This window comes from Chitinophaga sp. CF118 (assembly GCF_900112615.1).
Classification (GTDB): domain Bacteria; phylum Bacteroidota; class Bacteroidia; order Chitinophagales; family Chitinophagaceae; genus Chitinophaga.
In genome coordinates, this window is sequence record NZ_FOMK01000001.1 from 539,263 (window position 1) to 560,623 (window position 21,361).

General features: G+C 41.5%; 15 protein-coding genes. All 15 read right to left on the bottom strand.

The genetic code is table 11. The features are described from left to right. Nucleotides 1–2: 2 nt before the first annotated feature. The 15 genes from BM176_RS02065 to BM176_RS02140 all read right to left on the bottom strand — a co-directional run bounded on the left by BM176_RS02065 (nt 3) and on the right by BM176_RS02140 (nt 21,351). A complete protein-coding gene (locus tag BM176_RS02065) occupies nt 3–863 on the bottom strand; it encodes a PKD domain-containing protein (RefSeq protein ID WP_090099061.1) in 861 nt (286 codons plus the stop codon). Nucleotides 864–898: 35 nt separating this feature from the next. Beyond that, nucleotides 899–2,413, bottom strand: a complete 1,515-nt coding sequence (locus BM176_RS02070; RefSeq protein ID WP_090099063.1) for a RagB/SusD family nutrient uptake outer membrane protein — start codon at nt 2,411–2,413, stop codon at nt 899–901. 17 nt (nt 2,414–2,430) lie between these two features. Beyond that, nucleotides 2,431–5,685: a TonB-dependent receptor gene (locus BM176_RS02075; RefSeq protein WP_090099065.1), complete on the bottom strand. Its 3,255-nt coding sequence runs from the start codon at nt 5,683–5,685 to the stop codon at nt 2,431–2,433. A 279-nt stretch (nt 5,686–5,964) separates the two neighbouring features. After that, a complete protein-coding gene (locus BM176_RS02080; RefSeq protein WP_090099067.1) occupies nt 5,965–7,107 on the bottom strand; it encodes a FecR family protein in 1,143 nt (380 codons plus the stop codon). 60 nt (nt 7,108–7,167) lie between these two features. Further along, a complete protein-coding gene (locus BM176_RS02085) occupies nt 7,168–8,376 on the bottom strand; it encodes an alkaline phosphatase family protein (protein ID WP_090099069.1) in 1,209 nt (402 codons plus the stop codon). 56 nt (nt 8,377–8,432) lie between these two features. Continuing rightward, a complete protein-coding gene (locus tag BM176_RS02090) occupies nt 8,433–9,884 on the bottom strand; it encodes a SusD/RagB family nutrient-binding outer membrane lipoprotein (protein ID WP_090099071.1) in 1,452 nt (483 codons plus the stop codon). 12 nt (nt 9,885–9,896) lie between these two features. After that, entirely contained in the window at nt 9,897–13,208 is a 3,312-nt protein-coding gene (locus tag BM176_RS02095; protein WP_255373407.1) for a SusC/RagA family TonB-linked outer membrane protein, read from the bottom strand. Between the two features lie 129 nt (nt 13,209–13,337). Beyond that, complete coding sequence (locus BM176_RS02100) at nt 13,338–14,273, bottom strand: FecR family protein (RefSeq protein WP_090099075.1); 936 nt, start codon at nt 14,271–14,273, stop codon at nt 13,338–13,340. A 93-nt stretch (nt 14,274–14,366) separates the two neighbouring features. Beyond that, complete coding sequence (locus BM176_RS02105) at nt 14,367–14,924, bottom strand: RNA polymerase sigma-70 factor (protein ID WP_090099077.1); 558 nt, start codon at nt 14,922–14,924, stop codon at nt 14,367–14,369. Nucleotides 14,925–14,962: 38 nt separating this feature from the next. Further along, complete coding sequence (locus BM176_RS02110; RefSeq protein ID WP_090099078.1) at nt 14,963–15,553, bottom strand: RNA polymerase sigma factor; 591 nt, start codon at nt 15,551–15,553, stop codon at nt 14,963–14,965. Between the two features lie 124 nt (nt 15,554–15,677). Continuing rightward, a complete protein-coding gene (locus BM176_RS02115) occupies nt 15,678–17,219 on the bottom strand; it encodes a right-handed parallel beta-helix repeat-containing protein (protein WP_090099081.1) in 1,542 nt (513 codons plus the stop codon). A 157-nt stretch (nt 17,220–17,376) separates the two neighbouring features. Beyond that, nucleotides 17,377–19,038: an alpha-L-fucosidase gene (locus BM176_RS02120; protein WP_090099082.1), complete on the bottom strand. Its 1,662-nt coding sequence runs from the start codon at nt 19,036–19,038 to the stop codon at nt 17,377–17,379. Between the two features lie 72 nt (nt 19,039–19,110). Next, nucleotides 19,111–19,431 (bottom strand): hypothetical protein, encoded by a 321-nt coding sequence (locus tag BM176_RS02125; protein WP_090099084.1) that lies wholly within the window; start codon nt 19,429–19,431, stop codon nt 19,111–19,113. 132 nt (nt 19,432–19,563) lie between these two features. After that, nucleotides 19,564–20,028: a c-type cytochrome gene (locus BM176_RS02130; RefSeq protein ID WP_090099086.1), complete on the bottom strand. Its 465-nt coding sequence runs from the start codon at nt 20,026–20,028 to the stop codon at nt 19,564–19,566. Between the two features lie 303 nt (nt 20,029–20,331). Then, nucleotides 20,332–21,351, bottom strand: a complete 1,020-nt coding sequence (locus BM176_RS02140) for a PorP/SprF family type IX secretion system membrane protein (protein ID WP_090101546.1) — start codon at nt 21,349–21,351, stop codon at nt 20,332–20,334. Between the last annotated feature and the right edge of the window lie 10 nt (nt 21,352–21,361).

Consider the following 21,361-nt stretch of genomic DNA (forward strand, 5'->3'; position numbering starts at 1 on the left):
TATTATTCAAAATTAATTAAGATAGACGGTTGTTTCCCATTTGGCATATTACCCAATGTTGCAGACCAATCACTCTTGGTTGCCTGTATCCCGATCCTGAAAGCACTTGTGGCTGCCATGTTTTTTATTTTGGAACGTACCAGCCGCATTTCAAACTTCAGGGTAGTACCATCCTGTACAACAGTTCCCACACTGTAAAATTCAGCAACACCTGTTGGTGTAAAGACAAATGCATCCTGTGTAGCGCCGGTGTGATTGTATACATCAAACCAATCTGCGAGAATACCACCTTCGATCAATACATCGTATCCACCATCAGGAAAAAGGCCTGGAAGTAATAAACCAGTAGTGGTACTATTATCTGTATCCATGTAAAAGTCAAAGATATCCCCGTTGGCCTTGTTTGAATTCATCTCAAAGTAGATGTACACATAGTTGGCATCATAATCAAACTTCGCCCTTTTGAAATAGGTTTCACCGGCACCGGAGGTAATGTCATAAGTAGTAACATTATCCCAGTCGGATAAAGTATTATCATCCAGTTTTACAGGTGATGATTTAGCAATATATACCACAGTAGAAGCTTCGGTTACACGACCTTCTTTTGTGGTAGCATACAGGGTAGGTACATACTTCCCTTTACCCGGATAAGTATGTACAGGACTGGCATCAGTAGAAGTTGTACTGTCTCCGAAATCCCATTTATAAGACACTGCTCCTGTGGTTGTATTCGTGAACGTTACATCATATCCGTTAATGCTTACAGCATAAAAGACATCCGCCTCTGGCGTATCTTTATCTTTTTTACAGGCACTTAATACAGTTACCAGTAACAGGAAAGAAAATATATGTTTGAGTTGCATAATGATACTTCATTAAAAAATGAATAAATAACTAATCAGGGATTCTGCTGACATAATTTATTAGTCTGTACTTCATCTATCGGTATGTAATAGATGATCCTGTTGTTATCCCAGTTAATGATCTCATTGTTATAATTAGCAGGCTGCGTGCTAAGGTCGATATCAGACTCCTTTAATCCGGGCAGATGATATCCCCAGTAGGTGCGGTTCATACTTAGTTTATTCCGGTATACATCAAAAGTACGATGCCCTTCAAAAGCCAGTTCAATACGCCTTTCTTTTAATACCACTTCCAGTGCGGTTTTATCTGCCGGTACTTTTCCTTTGTATAGGGAACTGTCCAGTCCGCGGTTCTTACGGATCATATCCACATCATTAAGTGCAGCAGTTATATCACCCTTTTTAGCTTCTGCTTCTGCTTTGTTCAGGTACATTTCAGAGATGCGGAACATGATAGGTGAACTTAATGTAGGACTACCCCCCTGGAAAGAGAACTTAGTAATATAATACATCTCGATACCGTTCTTCTTTTGCAAATTACTATCCGCGTCTCTCGCAGGTACAATGTAAGACCAGCGTATATCTTCCTGATGCTCAGACATAGTATCCCTTAAAGAAGCAGAAGCAAACTCCTCTCCCCATCCGGAGTTACCATCAGAATAGATCATGGAAGCAATAGAACCTTCCTTACCATAATCATCCACTGTTGTAAAAGCTACACACAGAATTGTTTCTGTACTGGTAGCAGCATTTGCAAACATAGTAGGGTAATTTGCAGCTGTCGCAATGCTGAATTTTCCTGAGTTGATTACTTTATCTGAGAAATAAATTGTACTATCATTATCACCTTTATATAAGAATACCCTGGATAACAATGCCCATGCGGCTTCCTGCGAAGCATACTGTACACCACGTGAAGCAGTCATAAGATCTGCACCTTTTTCTGCATCTGCAATAATAGAAGCATACACCTCTGATATTGTTGATCTTGCCTTGGAAGAAGGATCACTGGTAGAGGTACGCAATATAATACCATTCCCGTTCGGGTCCTGCGTATAAGGTCTTGCATAAAAACGAGCAAGGTTGAAATGACAGAAGGCACGGAGAAAATAACACTCCCCTATCAGCTGTTGTACACTTGCATCAGGATTGCTGATAGTTTGTGCCGCCTCAATAACCGTATTCACATCATTAATGATCTTATAAGAGATATACCAGAAATAACGGCTGTTCGTCTGCGTAGGGGTATGATTAAGAGAAAAACTGTAATAAAGTGGATCGGTGGTTGTTTGCCCGCATACGATATCATCACTGGCAAAGTCACTCATCTGGAAGTACTGACGCAGGTACATGTTATTAAGGTCTGTAGTACCGTTAAATTCCACATGATCCTTGAAGAGCGAGTAAGCACCATTCAGTGCATTCTTCAGTCCCTGAATTGTATTGGTTAATGTGCCGGTAGTTAATGAATCACTTGGTGTCACATCCTTCAAACAACCGGTAATAAGCAGCGGTAAAGCTAATATGATGATGAAAAATCTTGTTCTCATGGTCTTGATCGTTTTAACTAAAACCTGATGTTGATGTTAAACAGAAACTGACGGTTGTTCGGATACTTGAAATCCGAAACGCCTGGCATTACATTACTACCAGGGGTGATAGTAGTACTGGGATCCTGTCCCAGGAATTTTGTGAACGTGTATACATTGTCTGCTGTCAGCGACAATGTAACACCATCCATATGCCAGTGACTGATCAACGATTTAGGTAATGCATACGATAATGCAATGTTGCGGATAGATAAGAAACTACCATCCTTTAAATAACGGGTAGATGTTTCTGTTGAATTGGCAGCATTCTGCGGACTAGGTTCCGTTGCAATATCTCCGGGTTTAGTCCATATTTTATAGTCCTTCGGCAATACAATTTGATTATAGTAAGGTTCATTACCATCATTCATTACAAACCGTAGTGTATTGCTGAACACTTTATTTCCAGACAGGAAATATGCATTCACACTCAGAGAAATATTTTTGTATGTCCATTGTGAATTGAATCCACCCTGGAACTTAGGTAATGCAGAACCTACTTCCTGGTAGGTAGCACTGGCATAATCAGAAGTGGCTGCTCTTGAAATGATCTTACCATCTGCATCCTTATTTACTACTTCCCATTGGGGAGCACCCGTTTCTTTATTTACACCCAGCCATTTCGGCATATAGAACTCATACAGGTTACCTCCATTCCGGTAAATCTGTGAAATGCTCCATGTTGGCTGTGTACGGGTGATATCACTGGGCAACTGTTGCAGTTTGTTACTATTGAAGCTGATATTAAAATCAGTAGTCCATTCGAAATTCCTTGTTTTGATATTCACAGTATTGATACCTAATTCAATACCATTATTAATCACCTGCCCTACATTCTCCCAACGTTGTTCAAAACCAACAGAAAGTGGTTGCGGCACCTGCAACAGCAGTTTTTTAGTAATATTATTATAAGCATCCACAGTCAGATTGATCCTGTTAAACAGGCTGAGGTCAATCCCTACATTTGCCTGCTCTTTACTTTCCCAGGTCAGATTCGGACTAGGCAGCTGTGAAGGAGTAGCGGCTGTTCCTCCATTATACTGACTGTTCAGTGAATAGAGCCCCAGGTAACGGGAAGAACCAATGTCCTGTGTACCCGTAACCCCATAGCTAGCTCTCAGCTTCAGTGTATTTATAAGTTTGTTATCTTCCAGGAAACCTTCTTTACTGATCAGCCATGCTGCTGATATAGATGGGAAAGAACCATAACGATGACTGGAAGGAAACGCGGTAGAACCATCTACACGGTAAGATCCTGTGATGTAATATTTATCCTTATAACCATAATTCAACTGAGAAATAAATGACTGGATAATAGCCGCATCACTGGAGCCTGTTACAAGCTGATTATTGGATACTACATTCAACACTTTCAGTCCTTCCGGCAATCCTTTACCGGATGCTCCCAGTATTTCTGTTTTACTGTTTTCTATCGCAATACCGGCCAATCCACTGATCGAATGATCACCTTTCTTAAAACTAAACTTTAACAGGTCGTTGGATATGATACCATATGATAATGTACTCAACTCATTCAGATATCCGGTACCATTATACTGTCCTGCCACTACAGGAGAATAATAATCCGTTCCCTTGTTATAACCTACAGCCGCCCGGTTACTGCTGGAGAATGATAACCAGTCTGTGATATTCACATTCAATCCCAGATCGTAGTTTACATCAAAGTTCTTATAAGGGTGATTGGAATTTTTAATTGTATGAATAGGATTTATCTTATCCCTTGACCACCATTTGAAAGTGGAATTACCATCTACATATACCGGTTGTCCTTTACTGTCATATGGATTATCCCATGGCATGTTCAGATAAGCGTTATACACATCCTCATAGTTGTAACTCTTTCCGGAAGATCCGCTGATGTTGATATTATTAGTTACACTCACATTTTTTGAGAAATGATAGGTAGAATTACCACGCAGGTTTACCCGCTGGTAACCGGTATTCATGAAAGTACCTTTTTCATTATAGTAAGAAATCCCGGTATAGTATTCGTTCTTCTCTGTACTACCACTGGCAGAAAGATAGATATTCTGCATTGGTGCTGTTTCAAACATTGTAGTCAGCCAGTTATAATTCTGGTTCTGTAATGTTTTAGGACGCTCACTATAAAACTTAAGGATATCTATTTTGTAAGAGTTATTTGTAGTACCCGGAATATAATCACGGTAATATTCTTTCTGACGATCATACAACTGGCTGCCATTCATCATCTCCATTCTCCCAAAATCCGGTGTACGGAATCCCGTGGTTACCTTTGCTTCAAAACGTGTTTTACCCAGCTTTGCTTTTTTGGTTGTAACGATGATCACCCCTGCATTGGCCTGAGAACCATACATAGCAGTAGCACCTGCATCTTTCAGTACGGTAATATTTTCCACATCATTGGGATCATAATTACCGCCGATAATACCATCCACTACAAACAGCGGGCTCTGTGATGCATTCACAGAAGAAACGCCGCGTAGCCTGATTTCGGAAGAAGCCCCTGGCACACCGGAACTGTTCACTACCTGTAAACCCGCAACCTTTCCCTGCAACATGGAACCAACATCATTGGTGGTCACATCCTTTAGTTTATCAGATGACACCACACTTACAGCACTGGTCAGTTCACTCTTTTTCTTATCACTATATCCCACAACAACTACCTCATTAAATTTGCGGGTATCCTCTTCCAGTGATACGTTGATGCGGTCACGTGCAGCTACTTCTTTTGTAACATACCCGATATTGCTGATAACCAGCACATCTTTACGTTGAAGCTCCCGTAATGTAAAGTTCCCTTGTGCATCTGTCTGTGTACCCTTGCGCGTACCTTTTACCAGTACCGTAGCTCCTGGTAATGGTGCACCCGCAGCTGTATTTACTTTCCCGCTGATAGTGATCAGCGTATCGGCATAAGTCGCCGGCGGAGTGAATACTACCGGCTTAATAATGAAGCTATTCCCTTCATGGGAATACATCACCAGTTGATTCTTCAGGCACAGATCCAGCACCTCCTGTATGCTGGCATCTTTTACCTGTAAAGTAACCGGTTTGGCACTGGAAAGTACCTTTTCAGAATATACAATTGAAACTCCCGTTTGTGTAATAATCTCTGCAAACACCTGTTGGAGTGGCACATCTCTCACGGCTAAAGTCACCTTCTGGGAGTATCCCGCCGCAGATACATGCAAACAGGTCACTAACAGAACAAATGCGGTCAATTTCATAACCAGGCAAATTTTGGTTGTTAGCCCGCGCACACAGCGGGCCATTACATTACAATCGAAATGCATACTTTTGTAGTGTTTGGTAGTACTTAAATGGTCTTACAGCGATTATTAAAGGATACCAGATAAATTGCCGGAGGTGTTGCGAGCATCTCCGGTTTTATAAGGGTCCTTCCCCCTTTGATTGAATTAATTGCTTGATTGAATTGCCGGTGTTTTACCGGACAGCTGCTTAAATTCTGGTTTAATTAATTTCTACTGATTTTGATTTTCACTACCCTACGGCAGTACAATTACTTTCCTTCCTTCTATTCTGAAATGATTATAACCGCTGCCTTCCAGCAGACTTAATACTCCTGAAAGATTCAGGTTTCTGCCTATTCCTCCACCGTATAGTTCTTCACTTGGTTTGGCCGCATATACAATATCTACATCGTACCAGCGGGCCACTTCACGTAGAATGGCGGGCAAAGCCATATTGTTAAATACAAATAAGCCGTTTTTCCAGGCTGTTACTTTCTTCAGATCGGCATCCTTCACCGAGATAGCATGATTTTGGTTATCCAGTACTGCCTGTTGGCCGGGCTTTAGCAATTGCAGCGCAGGCCCTTCTTTTACCTGTACACTACCTGTTAATAACGTGGTGTTCACCGTAGTTTCATCAGGGTAAGCCATCACATCAAAGTCGGTACCCAGTACCTGAACTTCCATGTTGCTAACCATTACCCGGAACGGTTGTGCAGCATTCTTTGCTACTTCAAAATATCCCTGTCCTTCCAGTTCTACAATTCGTTTTTCACCGGTAAATGCAGTAGGATACCGGAGTGTGGATGCTGAATTCAGCCAGACTTTTGTACCATCTGGCAATACTAATTTGAACTGCCCTCCCCTGGGCGTAGTTAACTTATTATAATGTACACCGGTACCATCCCCATGGGCGGCGTACAATAATTGTCCATTTTGTTTCCGTATGGCTACCTGCCCCTGCCTGATCACCTGATTGCCGGTACTGTCCAGCGTAACGGTAGAACCGTCTGCGAGCGTCAGCACCGCCTTGTTTATACCCGGGGCAATATCCGTTTCCTGCACCTTAACAAGCATCTTTTCCGGTGTTTTCCGGTTTAACAGCCAGTAAGCGCTGCCTGCCAATAACAACACCACTGCCGCGGCGGCTATACGGGTAAATGAAAAGATCCTTGCACGGACAACGGGTGCCGGTGCAAGGATCTTCTCATAAATATCCTCAAAGTCTAATTCAGGTACAGTTGTGTCTGCCCCATAAACATCTCCCATGAAGCGTTTTAACACTTCCTCACTGTTTTCTCCCCCTATATAACTGAATAGTTCCTCCAGTTCCTCTCGGCTGCAGGACTTATTCAAATAACCTTCCAGGAGGTATTGTATTCTTGACGGATCAGGCATATAAGTATAAAGACGAAGCAGAAAACAAACAGGACCGTCAAAAAACAATATTTTTTTAAATTATGGTTTTACCCACCTGTTAATGGTATTCTCATTGGTTTCAAGCACTATTTTATACATGTTTGCCGGCAATTGTTGCACATTAATAAGGGCATGTTCGTTTTTCACCGGCACCTCTCCCAACAATTTATATTCATCAGTTCCTCCGGTTTTGAAGTCATTGGTGGTAGTCACCCATATTTTCACTCTCCCGGTATCCTGCATAGCCTGCCATTTCAGGTCTATATTTCCCTGGATATAATTTGCTACAGCATTAGTAATAGCTACTTTACCGATCAAAGACACCCCATCTACCTCACGGGTGGTATGTGCCGGAATAGTAAGATCCATAAACTTCGCTATAGTAGGCATGATGTCCACAATAGCGGGTTCATAATACCGGGCATAATCATTCAGTTTGGGATAGTTCGTAACCATCCAGGTGCCACGTTGTCTTGCAGACTGCCCACCATGATTCTTTCCGGTGCTTTCATCACGGCCATGATCTGTGGTGATAATGATCATCCAGTCTTCCGCAAATTTTTGCTGCCGGTAAGTGATCGCATCCCAAAGCCGGCCCATCTGTTTGTCCATCATCTCTACAGCAGTGTAGAACTGCGGACTGTCACCATACATATGGCCCATATCATCTGTATATTCCAGGTACACCCAGGAAAGATCAGCAGCCTGTTTTTTAATTCCCTCAGCAGCTTCTGAGATTACCTTCTCATCAATAGCATGCATGAAGTCCCGCTGTTTGTCATGTTTGAAATTCACGGTATCCAGTTCATAACCATCAGCATGAAAATCTATATAAGTATCCAATGCCAATTTGGTACGATTATCAAGCCAGCTGGAATAGATAGCCGTCTTTTTACCGGGATACTGTGTTTTCAACAGCCTGAAAATGTTGTAGTAATTATAATTGGGAGCAGTGATATCATTATCAGGCACATTGTGTTTATTCACCCATACACCAGTTAGCAAACTGTTATACCCCACCGCTGAAATAGTAGGTGTTTGTGAATAGGTATCTTTATCACCACCCACATGCATACGGGTATAATTACCGGCAGCTTTTATACGATCTATATTAGGTGTAGCCAGTCTTTCAATAACATCTGCAGGAATACCATCAGCAATAACAAATACTACTTTCTTTATTTTCTGTGCAGATAAAGAGCCGGCAAATAATAAACATCCTGCAAATGCGATATATAATTTCTTCATGACTTTGGATTAAAAAGGGCCAGCCAGTTACCAGCCGGCCCATACAATATAATAAATTATTCAGCCTTTAATAACCACATCACGCCATTGATATTATCCCCTTCCGGATACTGACGGGAGATAGCTTCATTCACATGCTGCTGGTTATTCTGTAATTCAGTTTCAGGATACATCCACCGCGCAGGCACCTTCTTATTGTTCAGCACTCCGTCGCCCGATACATCAAACACAGGCAAACCAGTGCGGCGTTGCTCATAGAAGAATTGCCAGCCGCCACTCAGGAAAGAAGCCAGATATTTCTGCGTCATTACTGTTTCCAGGCTGTTAACTGCAGGATAAGGATTCAATTGCAGATAAGCAGTAATCTCAGCCTGGGCTATACCATAAAACTGCATAGAGGCTGTTACTCCTTTATTGTAGTAATCAGCAGCACTGCCACTTATCCAGCCACGGATCACACCTTCTGCAAGAATAAATTGCAACTCAGGATATCCCAGTGCCACACTAGGTTCATTTACCGGGTTATTGTAATAACGTTTCTTAATTCTGGAGGCTTCTCCCGCTAATATGCGTACGCTGTTTTTATCAAGAGAAGCACTACCTTTTACACCCCCATACGCATTAAAATCATTATCAGGTAATGCAGCATATTTAGGTGCTTTTTCTGCAAAAGCGAATAACCTTGGGTCTTTCAGTCCTTTCAGCAGATCCATAAATGTCTCCTCCATATAATAAGCTGTTTGCAGATCATTACTGTTATAATGCTTATAACGGTTATCCTGCAGATCATAAAATGTTAGCTGACCATTATCCCCATTACCTGTCAGCAATGGATAAGTAGTGGGATCATTTACGATAGCAGCAAAACGTTTCTTTACTTCTATTTTAGTATTATTTCCTTTCTGAGATAAGCTTATCAACACCCTGAGTGAAAGCGTATTGATCAGTTGTTTCCATTTAGTCATCTCTCCTTTATACACAATATCTCCCTGTACAGATGCAGTAGACGAAGTGATCAGCTTATTCGCCTCATCCAGATCATTCAGGATAGACAGGAAAATATCTTCCTGTTTATCGTATACCGGCGCACCGTTTCCTTCATCTCCTTTCATGGCTTCACTGTACGGAATATCACCGAAAGTATTGGTCAGTTGTAAAAAGTACCAGGCATTGAAGAATTTAACCAGTGGGATATACTCCGGTTTTCCCATACGGTTTGCTTCCTGTTCCATTTTCTCTACCTGTAATAATTGAGAATAAGGATTAAAAGAAGCTCTTGCCCATCCATAATACTGTTCGTTAGAAACGGAGTTGTTAAACACCATTTGTCTGGTAGCCAGAGTAGCACTCAGATCTAATACCTCAAAGGCATTTTGTTCTACACTATTCAACAACAGATCTGGCGTAGCTATGGTTGAATAATTAGGATCTATCTGAAATTCTTCGAATTTTTTACAACCGGCAGCCATGATCAGCAACAGGGTTGTTATAGTATATATCTTTCTCATGATCGCTGATGGTTAGAATTTAAGATTAACATTAAAGCCCATACTCCTTGTAGAAGGCGTTTGTAAATTATCAGCACCTGCATCCGGATCCACATTAGGCATTTTAGAGAACAATAACAGATTTCTACCTACTGCAGACACTTCTGCACTATGGAAGAAGCTACCTTTCAGCCAACTACCGGGAACTCTCCAGGTAAGTGTTACTTCTCTTAACTTCAGGAAGGTTTGAGAGAAATAATTGTAATTATTGTTTGCACCATTGCTGGTTTGCTTCATATAAGCGATATAGTTAACCGTGTTTGTATTTGGTGCAAACGTGCGGGTATCAGTAATTATATTTCCGTCGTCATCATAACTGGCAGCACCACCTGTTACCACTACACCTTTACCTACATAAGTAGCTTTTCCTGCATTGGCATCATCCCTGAACTGATTTACTGTACCAGGGTTGGTACCACCCCACCACATTTTCTGATTGGTTGTTGAATAGATCATTCCACCAATACGACCGTCTACCAGGAAACGTAAACTAAAGTTTTTATAGCTGAAGCTATTCTCTATACCATAGATCCAGTCGGGATCCTGATTACCTACAGAACGTTTGAAAACATCTTTCAGCGGATATCCGTTTGAGTCGTAAATAATGTTTCCTGAAGCATCTTTCTGGTAAACGTCTGCAAAAACCATATCTGTTCTATCTCCTTCTTTCAGATAATTAAAACGTTTAACAGTACCGGAAATATCTTTAAGATAACGACGGTAAGTACTAAGATTCACCATTACATCCCATCTGAAATCAGCTTTACGGATAGGATTGGCAGTGATTACTATTTCCAGACCTTTGCGCTGATATACATTACCATTTTCCTTCTTGTAGTTATAACCGCTACCCAGTGAAATAGGAACAGATAAAATGTTATTATAGTCTTTCGTCTGGAAGTAAGTAAATTCCACACCTAGTCTGTTACTAAAGAACTTTGTATCTACCCCCGCTTCCCAGCTGTCTGATGTTTGCGGACGCAATGATTTATTATAGATCACATCCCCATAAGTTAGTGATGGTACAGTATTCCAGATAACTCCTTTGCCATAGGAAGGCAGATATGCATAGGTATAAGCATTATCATCCAATGTACCGCTGGACACCCTGGATAAAGATCCTCTCGCTTTCAGGAAAGAGAACCATTCAGGCAATTTAACTAATTGGGAAACCACCACTGCACCAGTTAAGGATGGATAGAAGAAACTATTATGTTCAACAGGTAATGTAGAGATCTTATCATTACGCCCTGTTACAGAGATATACAGTGCATTATACAATTCAAGGTCTACAAGTCCGTAGTAGCTGCGGGTTCTCCGCTCTTCAATACCATTGGTGGCAGTTACAGGGCTGGTTGAATTATTCAGATTATAAAACCCGGGAATCGTTAACCCGTCTGTATTACTCTTATTATATTTATAGTTGCGATAGTAATTAGAGCCTCCTCCCTGTACATGGATCTTAAACTTATCACTGAAAGTATGGTTGTAATCCACAATAACATCAGATACAATATCGAAATAACCTTCTGAGGAAACGGTATACTGTCCTCTCGATTTATTACCATATCCTATATAACTTTTAGGTTCGTTATAGTTACGGTTAAGCCCATACTCATTAATACCCGTGCGGAACTTTGCAGTAAAGGACGGACTAATCTGATAATTCATGTCCACTGATCCAAAAGTATTATCCTTGTTATACCCACGCAGATACTCATATGCCTGGAAGTACGGATTGTTATAATAAGATGTATTGAAATGCCGTTGTAGCACCCCTTCTTTTCCCGGTGCCCAGTAATTACGCAGGTCACGTACATCCACGTCCGGTCCTGTCCACAAAACCAGGTTATACAGGTAGTTGGTAGGACCATATCCTGTTTCAGGGAAGTTTTTTGTATACTCCTTATTGTAGCTGATCCTTGCATTAATGCTGAATGCATCACTGAGGTTATAATTACCAGCCATATTAAAAGAAGTATTTTTCAGATCAGTATTAGGAACAATACCCTGCTGATAGATATGTGAAGCAGATGCCCTGAAACTTCCTTTATCGCCCGATTTTGTAAAGCTCACGTTATTACTGGAAATGACACCGGTACGGAAAAAGTTCTTCACATTATCCTTACCTCTTGATAGAAAAGGTATCGGCACTAATTTACCTGTAACTGGATCCACCGGGCTGTTAAATTGCGTGGTTTCAAAATAACCGCTGGGAGTAGAAGGATCCCTCTGATCCAGTTTAGGCCCCCATATCCATCCACCACCTTCTTCAGAACCACCTCCACCATCAACATAAGCATACTTTCCGGCATCCCCATTTCCATAAGTTGATTGCACTTTAGGGATGCGGATAAAGCCGGTCTGGAATTGCGTAGATGAATTAAACTCTACACTCAGATCTTTACCACCACCTCTTTTAGTGGTAATCATAATTGCACCATTCTGACCAATAGATCCATACAATGCAGAAGCAGAAGCACCTTTCAGTACCGTCATACTTTCCACATCATCAGCATTGATCTTGAAAAGATCTGCCGACTGATCAGGGATTCCATCGATAACAATCAGTGGTTTTCTTCCACGTAAAGAGATTTCAGGATCCTGAAAAAGATCGGATTTATTACGGATAGTCAAACCGGCTACCTTACCTGTCAGAGAACTGATCACATTCGATTCACGGGCTTTCACCAGTTCTGCTCCTTTTACTTCCTGTGCAGCATAACCCAGTTTGGCTTTCTCTTTTTTGATACCTAAAGCAGTTACCACAACTTCAGATAATTTCTTTTCATCATCCGGCAATGTTACCTGGTAGCTGGTGGTTGCTCCCACAGTGATCTGTTGGGATACATAACCAGTGAAGGAAATAATCAGTACATCACCTTCAGATACTTTTATCTGGAAGTCCCCATTATCATTAGTGATAGTACCCCTTTTAGTTCCTTTCACCATTACAGATACACCGGGAATAGGCTGTTTCTTTGCATCCGTTACCTTCCCTGAAATCGTCTTTTCTTCAGGCGCAGGAGCAGTTGTAGCTACAGATGAACGGATAATAATATTATTGTCCAGGCATTTGTAATTAAACGTTGCCTGACTGGCCAGCAGCTGTAATACTTTTTCCAGTGAGGCATTTGGTGCATTTACATTTACCTTTCTTTTCATCAGACCTGACTGATCCATACAAACAATAGAATACTTTGTTTGCTGCTCAATCATCTCAAACACATCTTCCAATGGTTTATTCTGCACAGAAATTGAACAGGGCACTTTTTGAAGATCCATCAGTGAAGTTGCTTTTGCAATAGCAAAGCTGTGTAGAAAAATATGGCATAACAAGACACACAAGAGTATCCTGCCATGTTTTGGCATTAGGCTTTTGTACAAAAAATGCATATATAGGTGTTTATATTTTTACTTTATTCGTGAGATGTATACGTTCTTTTCTTTAATGGTGTAATCAATATCATTGGCTGCTTTAATCATATCCAGCACATACCGGAGTGGCTTGTTACTGAATTTTGCGAAGAGCATATAGTTCGCAGTTTCAGGATCAGCAAAAATGATCTTAACATCATACATCTTTTCAATCTTTGCTGCTGCTGATGCAAAACTTTCATTACGGAATACGAGTAATGCCGAAGCCCATCCGGTAACTGCTTCTACATCATAATTACGCTGATAGCAGCGATCTTCACTGGCATTATAATATAACTGCTGTCCTGGCTGAAGGTTATAGGCATGTTGCTGTGCGATCACCTGTACCTTACCCTCTACAAGGGATACAGCGGTATCAGATACATTGAATTTTGTACCCAGTACACGCACAGATAATTTTCCGGCAAGTACTGAAAATGGTTCATGTGCATCTTTACGCACTTCAAAAAACGCCTCTCCATATAAGGTAATATCACGGTTTTTCTCTCCAAAGTTTTTAGCATATCTGATCCTGCTACCCGGTGCAAGATCCACCAATGTTCCATCTGCCAGTTGCAGGTGCATTACCTGTCCGGGCCCTGATACCGTTTCAATATATGCATTGCCCTGATGGCTAAAGAAGAAAGCACATGAAATAACAACAACGGCTATCATAGCGGCAGCGGCGGCATATTTCCGGTAAATATTTCTCCTGGAAGCTGCTATCTTATATTTAACATTATTTAATCCGGCATTCATCACTTCATTATTTGCCGGTTGTTTATCCACATTCCATATTTCCTGCAAGGCAGAAAAAGTTTGTCTGTTCTCGTTTGATTCCTCTAGCCAGCCTGTCAGAAAAAGTTCCTCTTCGGTTGTAGTTTCTGCATTTAAATGACGGATAATCAATAAATAAAGTTCCTGCTGTTCCAACGATCCATATGTTTTATAGCAGAAAGACGTATTTCAGGAAAAGATTCGTGACAGGAAAAACGGAGTTAACAGTTTGGTAATATTGGAAGGTAATCAGAGGGGAACGGGATATGATGCCTTCAATGATTTAAGTGCACGGAACATATGTGTTTTCACAGAGTTCACTGAGATATTCAGCAGTCCCGCAATCTCTTCATAGCTGAAACCTTCATAGCGGTTCAGTTGAAACACCAGACGCATTTGTGGAGGAAGTTCATTAATCAGGTGACGGATACGCAACGTTACATCTTTATACATCAGCAGATGATCTGGTTGCTGGTAGCCTGCTGCGGGGGGTTCGGGTGCGCTGTCTTCTGGAATGCTGAATATAACTTTACGCTTACGGTAATAATCGAACACCCTGTTCTTCACAGCAGTATACAGATAGGCTCTTAATGTATTGGTGATGTTGATTTGTTTCCGGTTATGCCAGAGACTGCAGAACATTTCTGCAACGATATCTTCTGCTTCATCAGTAGGATAAGGGATTAACACCTTTGCAAAGTTCAGCAACCCTTCATAATATCTTTTGAAGATAGTATTAAAGGCATCTTCACTGCCGGAGATAAATAATTGCAGGCATTTGTCCTCTTCAAAAAAATCCTGGTCCATGACAGCACGAAACTAAATAATAGCCTCCGCTTTCAATGTTAGCTTTTCATTAAGGATGCCAACACGAACAATATACCTAAAGGGCCTCCATGTTGCACAAGAAATTGTCTGATGTAACGGAGTGTTTCTACCTGCACATTCTTCACCCTACTTTTGGACAACCGCAATTGCTGAGCAATGGCTTCGTGGGTCATGCCCTCCTGCCGGCTCAATCTGAAAATAGTCTGCTGCTGTTCAGTTAGTTGTGTAAAAGCCCTGTTAATCAGTTGCTGACTTTCCCGGGCATGTAGTTGTTGCTCAATCCCATCTGCCGGGGTGGAAATGTTGGCCCATACATTGTCTAATAACCGTTGTTGCTGTGCAATCTTCCGGAGGTGGTCGAGGGTTTTATTCCGGGCTATCATGAAGATGTAATTACCGATATTGTCAATAGGAGGCAATTGTTCCCGGCTGGTCCATAGTTTCAGAAAGGTTTCCTGTAAGATGTCTTCTGCATCTACTGCAGAATGGGTAAGATGATAAACAAATGCCGATACCGTCCTGCTATGCCGGTCATATAGCTCCCTGAAGGCATTTTCATCCCCTTCTCTGAACTTTAGCAATAATTCCGTATCTGTAACTGCCTGCATTGGTGAATCTCCTCGTATCCACTTAAAAATACAAAAAAACTCATCTTATTCACAGTTCAGTTATAATTAACGGATCATAAGTGTGCTAAAAGCCCACTTATGATCCGTTAAAGAAAGAAATATATTAGTTAGCCGTTTCGTCCGCACCAATATCAACACGGGTACCCTGTTTACGGGTTTGTTTATCAATATCCAGTTCCTGATATCCGGTTACAAAAGCAGGATCTCCGGCATTAATGCAGGCAGAACCACTGGCCAGATGGAAATTGGTAGCACTCACTAAACCCGGTGTGCCATAGGTTGAATGTGCATCCAAACCCGTTGCAGTTGTAAAGTCAGCCAGTGAACCATATCCGGTTTGAGTAATACCACCCCAGTCGAAAGCAACATTGGTAGCAACACCGGAAACAGAATAGTAACGGTTATAATCCATTGACAGGTTGGTAGAGGCATAGCCAAGCAGGGCAATCACTTCCATGTTAAATTGATTGCCTGACTGAATGATATTATTCTTAATCTTTAAGTAGTCAGTATTCTGAAGATTGATCTCTCCTATCCATCCATCTTTGGTATTATTCTTATAGAAAACATTATTGGTAATAGAAGAATTGGTCACTTTGCTATTGGCCTGATTGGAACCCATAAAAATACCTGCATCAATATTATTGTATATGAAATTATCTCTTATATTGATGTTATCTGCCGTATAATTATTGTTCTCGCAACCTACGGAAACTCCTGTACCATTCTGGTAGATGGTATTTCCTTCAACATTAACATACTGGGCACCATCCACATAAATACCAGCGCTTACAGCAACAGGAGATACACAATGATGTACTATGTTATACTTCACATTACCATTGCGGGCATAATTTACACTCGGCGTTGGATTAGCCCATGCATAATGACCAGCAATATCTATCCCGATATTTCTATTATGATGAACCACATTGCTTTCAATCAGGAAGTTTTCAATGTTTCCATTCAGCGTAAGTGATTCACTGTACCCTGTATTACAGCTGTAGATCTCATTACTGCCAATATAGATCTTGTTGTAGGAAGTTGCTAAAGAACCTACTACCACCAGTGGATTGGCATTATCACCAGAACCAGCTACAGCCGTGGAATCGGCCGTGTAACCGATATTATACAGCTTACAGGAAGTAACCTGTATATCAGTACCGGCGCCGCTAATATTAATACCGGAAGCATTGGCCCGGATATTATTGGCGATTCTGATGTTGTTAATCCGCAGATGACTTTTACTGCTGATGCTGATCATCGCTCCCTGTGTACCACCGGCAGTACTGGCACCATCAAGAATTACAGTTCCTCCGGCATAATTGGTTAATGTAATTGGTGAAATAGAATCTGCGCCGGAATTAGGCCATACCAGCCTTTCACTATAAGTACCTCCTGCTACCCAGATAGTAGCACCGGCGCCATCGGTCGTTTTATTCAGGGCAGCCTGAATAGTTTTAAGTGCTGTAAGATCAGTAGTACCGGTATTGGCATCATTACCAGTGGTAGCATTCACATAATAATTTGTAACGGCTAAAGTAGAAACGGCCAATGCATCTTTATTGTTGAGCCGGTCAACATTCTCCTTTTTACAGGCGGAAGCTACTAAAATGAACATGCATACTGCAAGTGTGTTTCTCATAGTAAAACTACATTTAAGGTGAGTAGGTTTGGGTTATTCTCATAGTAAAGACGAAGATGAGAATCCGTAGGACCGCCAAAAACAAAAATTTATTCTTAATAAAAACAAAGCCGCCCCCGGAATACAGGGACGGCTTCACTTTTTTCAGCAAAACAGACTATGCTGGTAATATCTTTAAAGCAAGTGCAATTGTTTCTTGTTTGCCTTCCGGCAATTTCACCGCCAGTCCATTTTCATTGCGTTCAAAAGTGAGAGACTGATGACCGCCCAGCAATGCTACACTTCCTATTTTACCTGGATAATGAATACTTCCTGATGCAAGCGATTTTACAACCACCTGCCCGTTTGCTGGCATTCCCAGCACAATGCAATAGAGCGCGTCCCCTTTCAGTGTGAAGCGTATATCTTCTGCACCAAAAGGTTTCCCTTTCCCTTCATTGAATCCCTGTGCAGATAAAGGTGCTGCACCTTCCATAGCCGGTCCTTCTCCAAAAATTTTCCACGGAGTAGTATCATAAATGCTCTCACTGTTCTGCGACATCCAGGCGGTAATACCGGCCACTACTTCCTGCTCATCACTGTCGATAGTACCATCTGCACGAACAGGGATACTTAACAACAGGTTTCCATTTTTACTCACTACATCTGCCAGTGTATGGATAATCGTTTTTGCGCTTTTATACCCGTGATTCTCGTAGATGGAGCGGTCGTAATGCCAGCTGCCTATACAAGTATCTGTTTGCCATACAAACGGCTCTATACGATTACTCTGTCCCCGTTCTATATCCCATACCATACATTTACGCTGTTCCTCATCCAGGATTTTTCCGTTTAATACAGCTTCCAGTTTGCCATGTTTTTTAATACTGCTGTTATACAGGTGTGCCGCAATACGCAATCCCGCATCGCTGATGGGGTACAGCGGTAATATAGTATCATCAAAATAGATCAGGTCAGGCGAATACTTATTAATCAGATCTGCTGTGCGGTTATAAAACTTTTCACAATACTCTTTGTCTGGAATACTGGCTCCCTCAGCAGCATCCCAGCCCCATATTTTATGAATACTACCATTATCTGCTGAATTTTTACTCAGAGGATGATTCTGTGCATACAATGCCTGCGGGTCCAGTCCATCCCACCAGGTGCCCTTCCCATCGGCTTTTGTGAGTTTACCATCATAAGGAATGCCTGCCATTGGTCCTGCCTTATCTGCTCGTTGTGCCACTTCATACCAGGTCCAGGCGTGGGCCGCGTGTACACTCACGCCAAAGTGTACCCCCTGCTTACGTGCAGCTTTCGCCCATCCTCCTATAATATCCTTTTTAGGTCCTAATTTTGTTGCATTCCAGGGCTGGTACTTACTATCATAATTATCGAAGTTGTCGTGGTGGTTGGCCATGGCTACAAAGTACTGTGCACCAGCTTTTTTATACAGCTCCAGTAAATGATCAGGGTCCCACTTCTCTGCTTTCCACTGGTGTATCACATCTTTGAATCCGGATTTTGAAGGATGCCCGTATTCCGTCACATGCGACTTATAATCCCTGCTTCCCTCCTGATACATTTCCCTGGCATACCAGTCACCATGTTCCGGCTGGCATTGCGGGCCCCAATGTGCCCATATGCCGAACTTTGCCTGTTTATACCAGCCTGGAACCTTATAATCTTTCAGAGAGTCCCAGGTGGGCTTAAAAGGGCCTTTTGCAACAGGCTCTCCTGGTTGCAATGTTTCCAGCAAGCCAGCTCCCAATGCCCTGGATAGCCATAGTGCAGGTAACGTACCTGCCAACCCTTTTACGACAGCTCTTCTTTGCATAAGCGTATTTGATATTATTAATAATCTTGTATCGTTTTAATGATACAGGCTCCTCTCTTTATTTGGATATACTTATCGCTTATTTACAATATACTTTGGCATAATCAGGAAGCGTACAATAGTATGCGCAGAAAGAGATAACAACAATACTGCTCCAATAATCATTACCTGCTTCTCCATTGTATCGAATACATCCACCAGCGGTGATATCTGTTTACCTGCATATAGCCATGCCAGCAGGAAAAGAATCACGCCGCAGATCCATAAAGTAACATGAGAATAGAAATACCTTTTTTTATGATACCCGTTTTTTCCAAACGATGTGAATAATAAAAATACGTGCGCAATAAAGAATACCAATGCCAGAATGGCCAGGGAATTAAAGGTGGTCATAACAGTTCAATTTTAAGTTGTGTGGTCTGATAATGATTATACAATAATTAGGTGGAATCATTATAAAGATAAATTTTTCCGCCAATTATGGGCTAAATACCATGTATTTTTTTCAGACCAAAACCCAGACAATCAATGATCCTGCGGTGGTGCTGCATGCGGTTGCTCTCCATGCGGCGCCCCCTCTGGTCCTCCTTCCGGCAGCTTCTTTGGCTCAGCGTTTCCATTATGACAGGTATAGCAGGTTACTGTCATAATAGTCTGCCCATTCTCATCTTTACCTGATTTAAAGTATTTCTTATTGATACGATTGGTCAGCTTCATCATATCCCGGGCTGTTTCCTTTTCCTCCTTATCATCACTCACAAAATCCATTTTCTGTGGATTATCCTTAGACTTTGCATGACAGAAATCACACTTCACCCCTAATGCTTTGTTGAAATGACGCATAGTTTTCATCAGCTCGTCATGACTGATGTTCTTAGGCAGTATTTTTAAATTCTTCGCCTTTTCTTCATTTGGCGGTAATGAAAGAGAACAAAGCATAGCTGCCACAATGAGTGACAACGGTACTGCAAATGTTTTTTTGAATTGCATGACCATGGGATTTAGTAGATAAATTATTAGCTTCCTCAAATTATAACTGGAACTTACAAAAAGAACGGCAGAAAGTTGCAGGCCCTTCTCTTATTTTACATAAACGGTCAGCAGATCCTCCTAAACGTACAAACAGCCCGCCCCCGATAGTTGTAAAACAGGAACAGGCTGATGCACAGTTGTAGGTATAAAAAGGTATAATTATAATATTAACAGCGGAAATCGGATTTCCGCTGTTAATATACTTTATTTCCAAATGATGAGATAAAATTATACTGATTTAATTATTCTATTACACTAAAATCACCATACATTCTTAGGACAGGAATCGTCATACTTATTGCCAAGAGTAAAGCCCAGTATGATTTCATGCGTCCCTTTATTGTAACTGGCCAGTGCAGTAGTGGAATTATCGTAAGAGTAGCCGATATTCAATTTACTTGAGATGTTTACCCCCATCATACCGGCAAAACTGTCCTTATGCCGGTAGCTGGCACCAATCCATATCAGATCCCTGTATTGCAGCTTCGTATTCACTTCTACCTGCACAGGAAGCGGATTAATGTATTTGATCATCAATGAGGGAATCAGGTTAAAATCATCATCAATCAGGAAACGGTAACCACCGGTCAGAAACAGATGGGGTACCGTCTTACCTGTTCCAGTAGTAATGGCATGATTTGAATAGTCTAACCTGGAAGGCACAATCTGTTGTGCCGATAAACCCACAAAATAATCGGCAGAATACAGGTACAAACCTGCTGTCATATCAAACTTGGTAGTATTAATATACCCACTGGAATATACCACCGGATCAATTGTTGTATTCTGAAAATCCAATCCTGAACTTTTCAAACCAAAGCGGCTGATACCGGCACCAAAACCTGCTGATATACTGGTACGGGGAGTAAGCCCGATATGATAAGCATAAGTGCCATACACGCTAAGATTACTTAAAGGCCCGGTAACATCATTAATGATCTGCATCCCTACCCCATGATGTGGTTCTGAAGCCGAATAGTTCTCCCAGTAACGTTGCCCCCTGGGATTTTCACCAGGTACAGCAAAAGAAGTAGCAGTCGTACGGTAATCCTTTTTGTTGATAGGCCCCTGAATCGTAAAGTATGTGGTAACAGGAGACCCACTGAGTCCTGTCCACTGGTGCCTGTGACTGAGTTTTATATCCACATAATTCTCTATCCCGGAAAGAGCAGGATTAATGATATACTGATTCAGTATATATTGTGTATAATGAGGTTTCTGCTGCGCATAACAAGTACCGGCAAAAAGAACGCTCACACACAGGATTATTACTTTATTCATCATCTGCTTT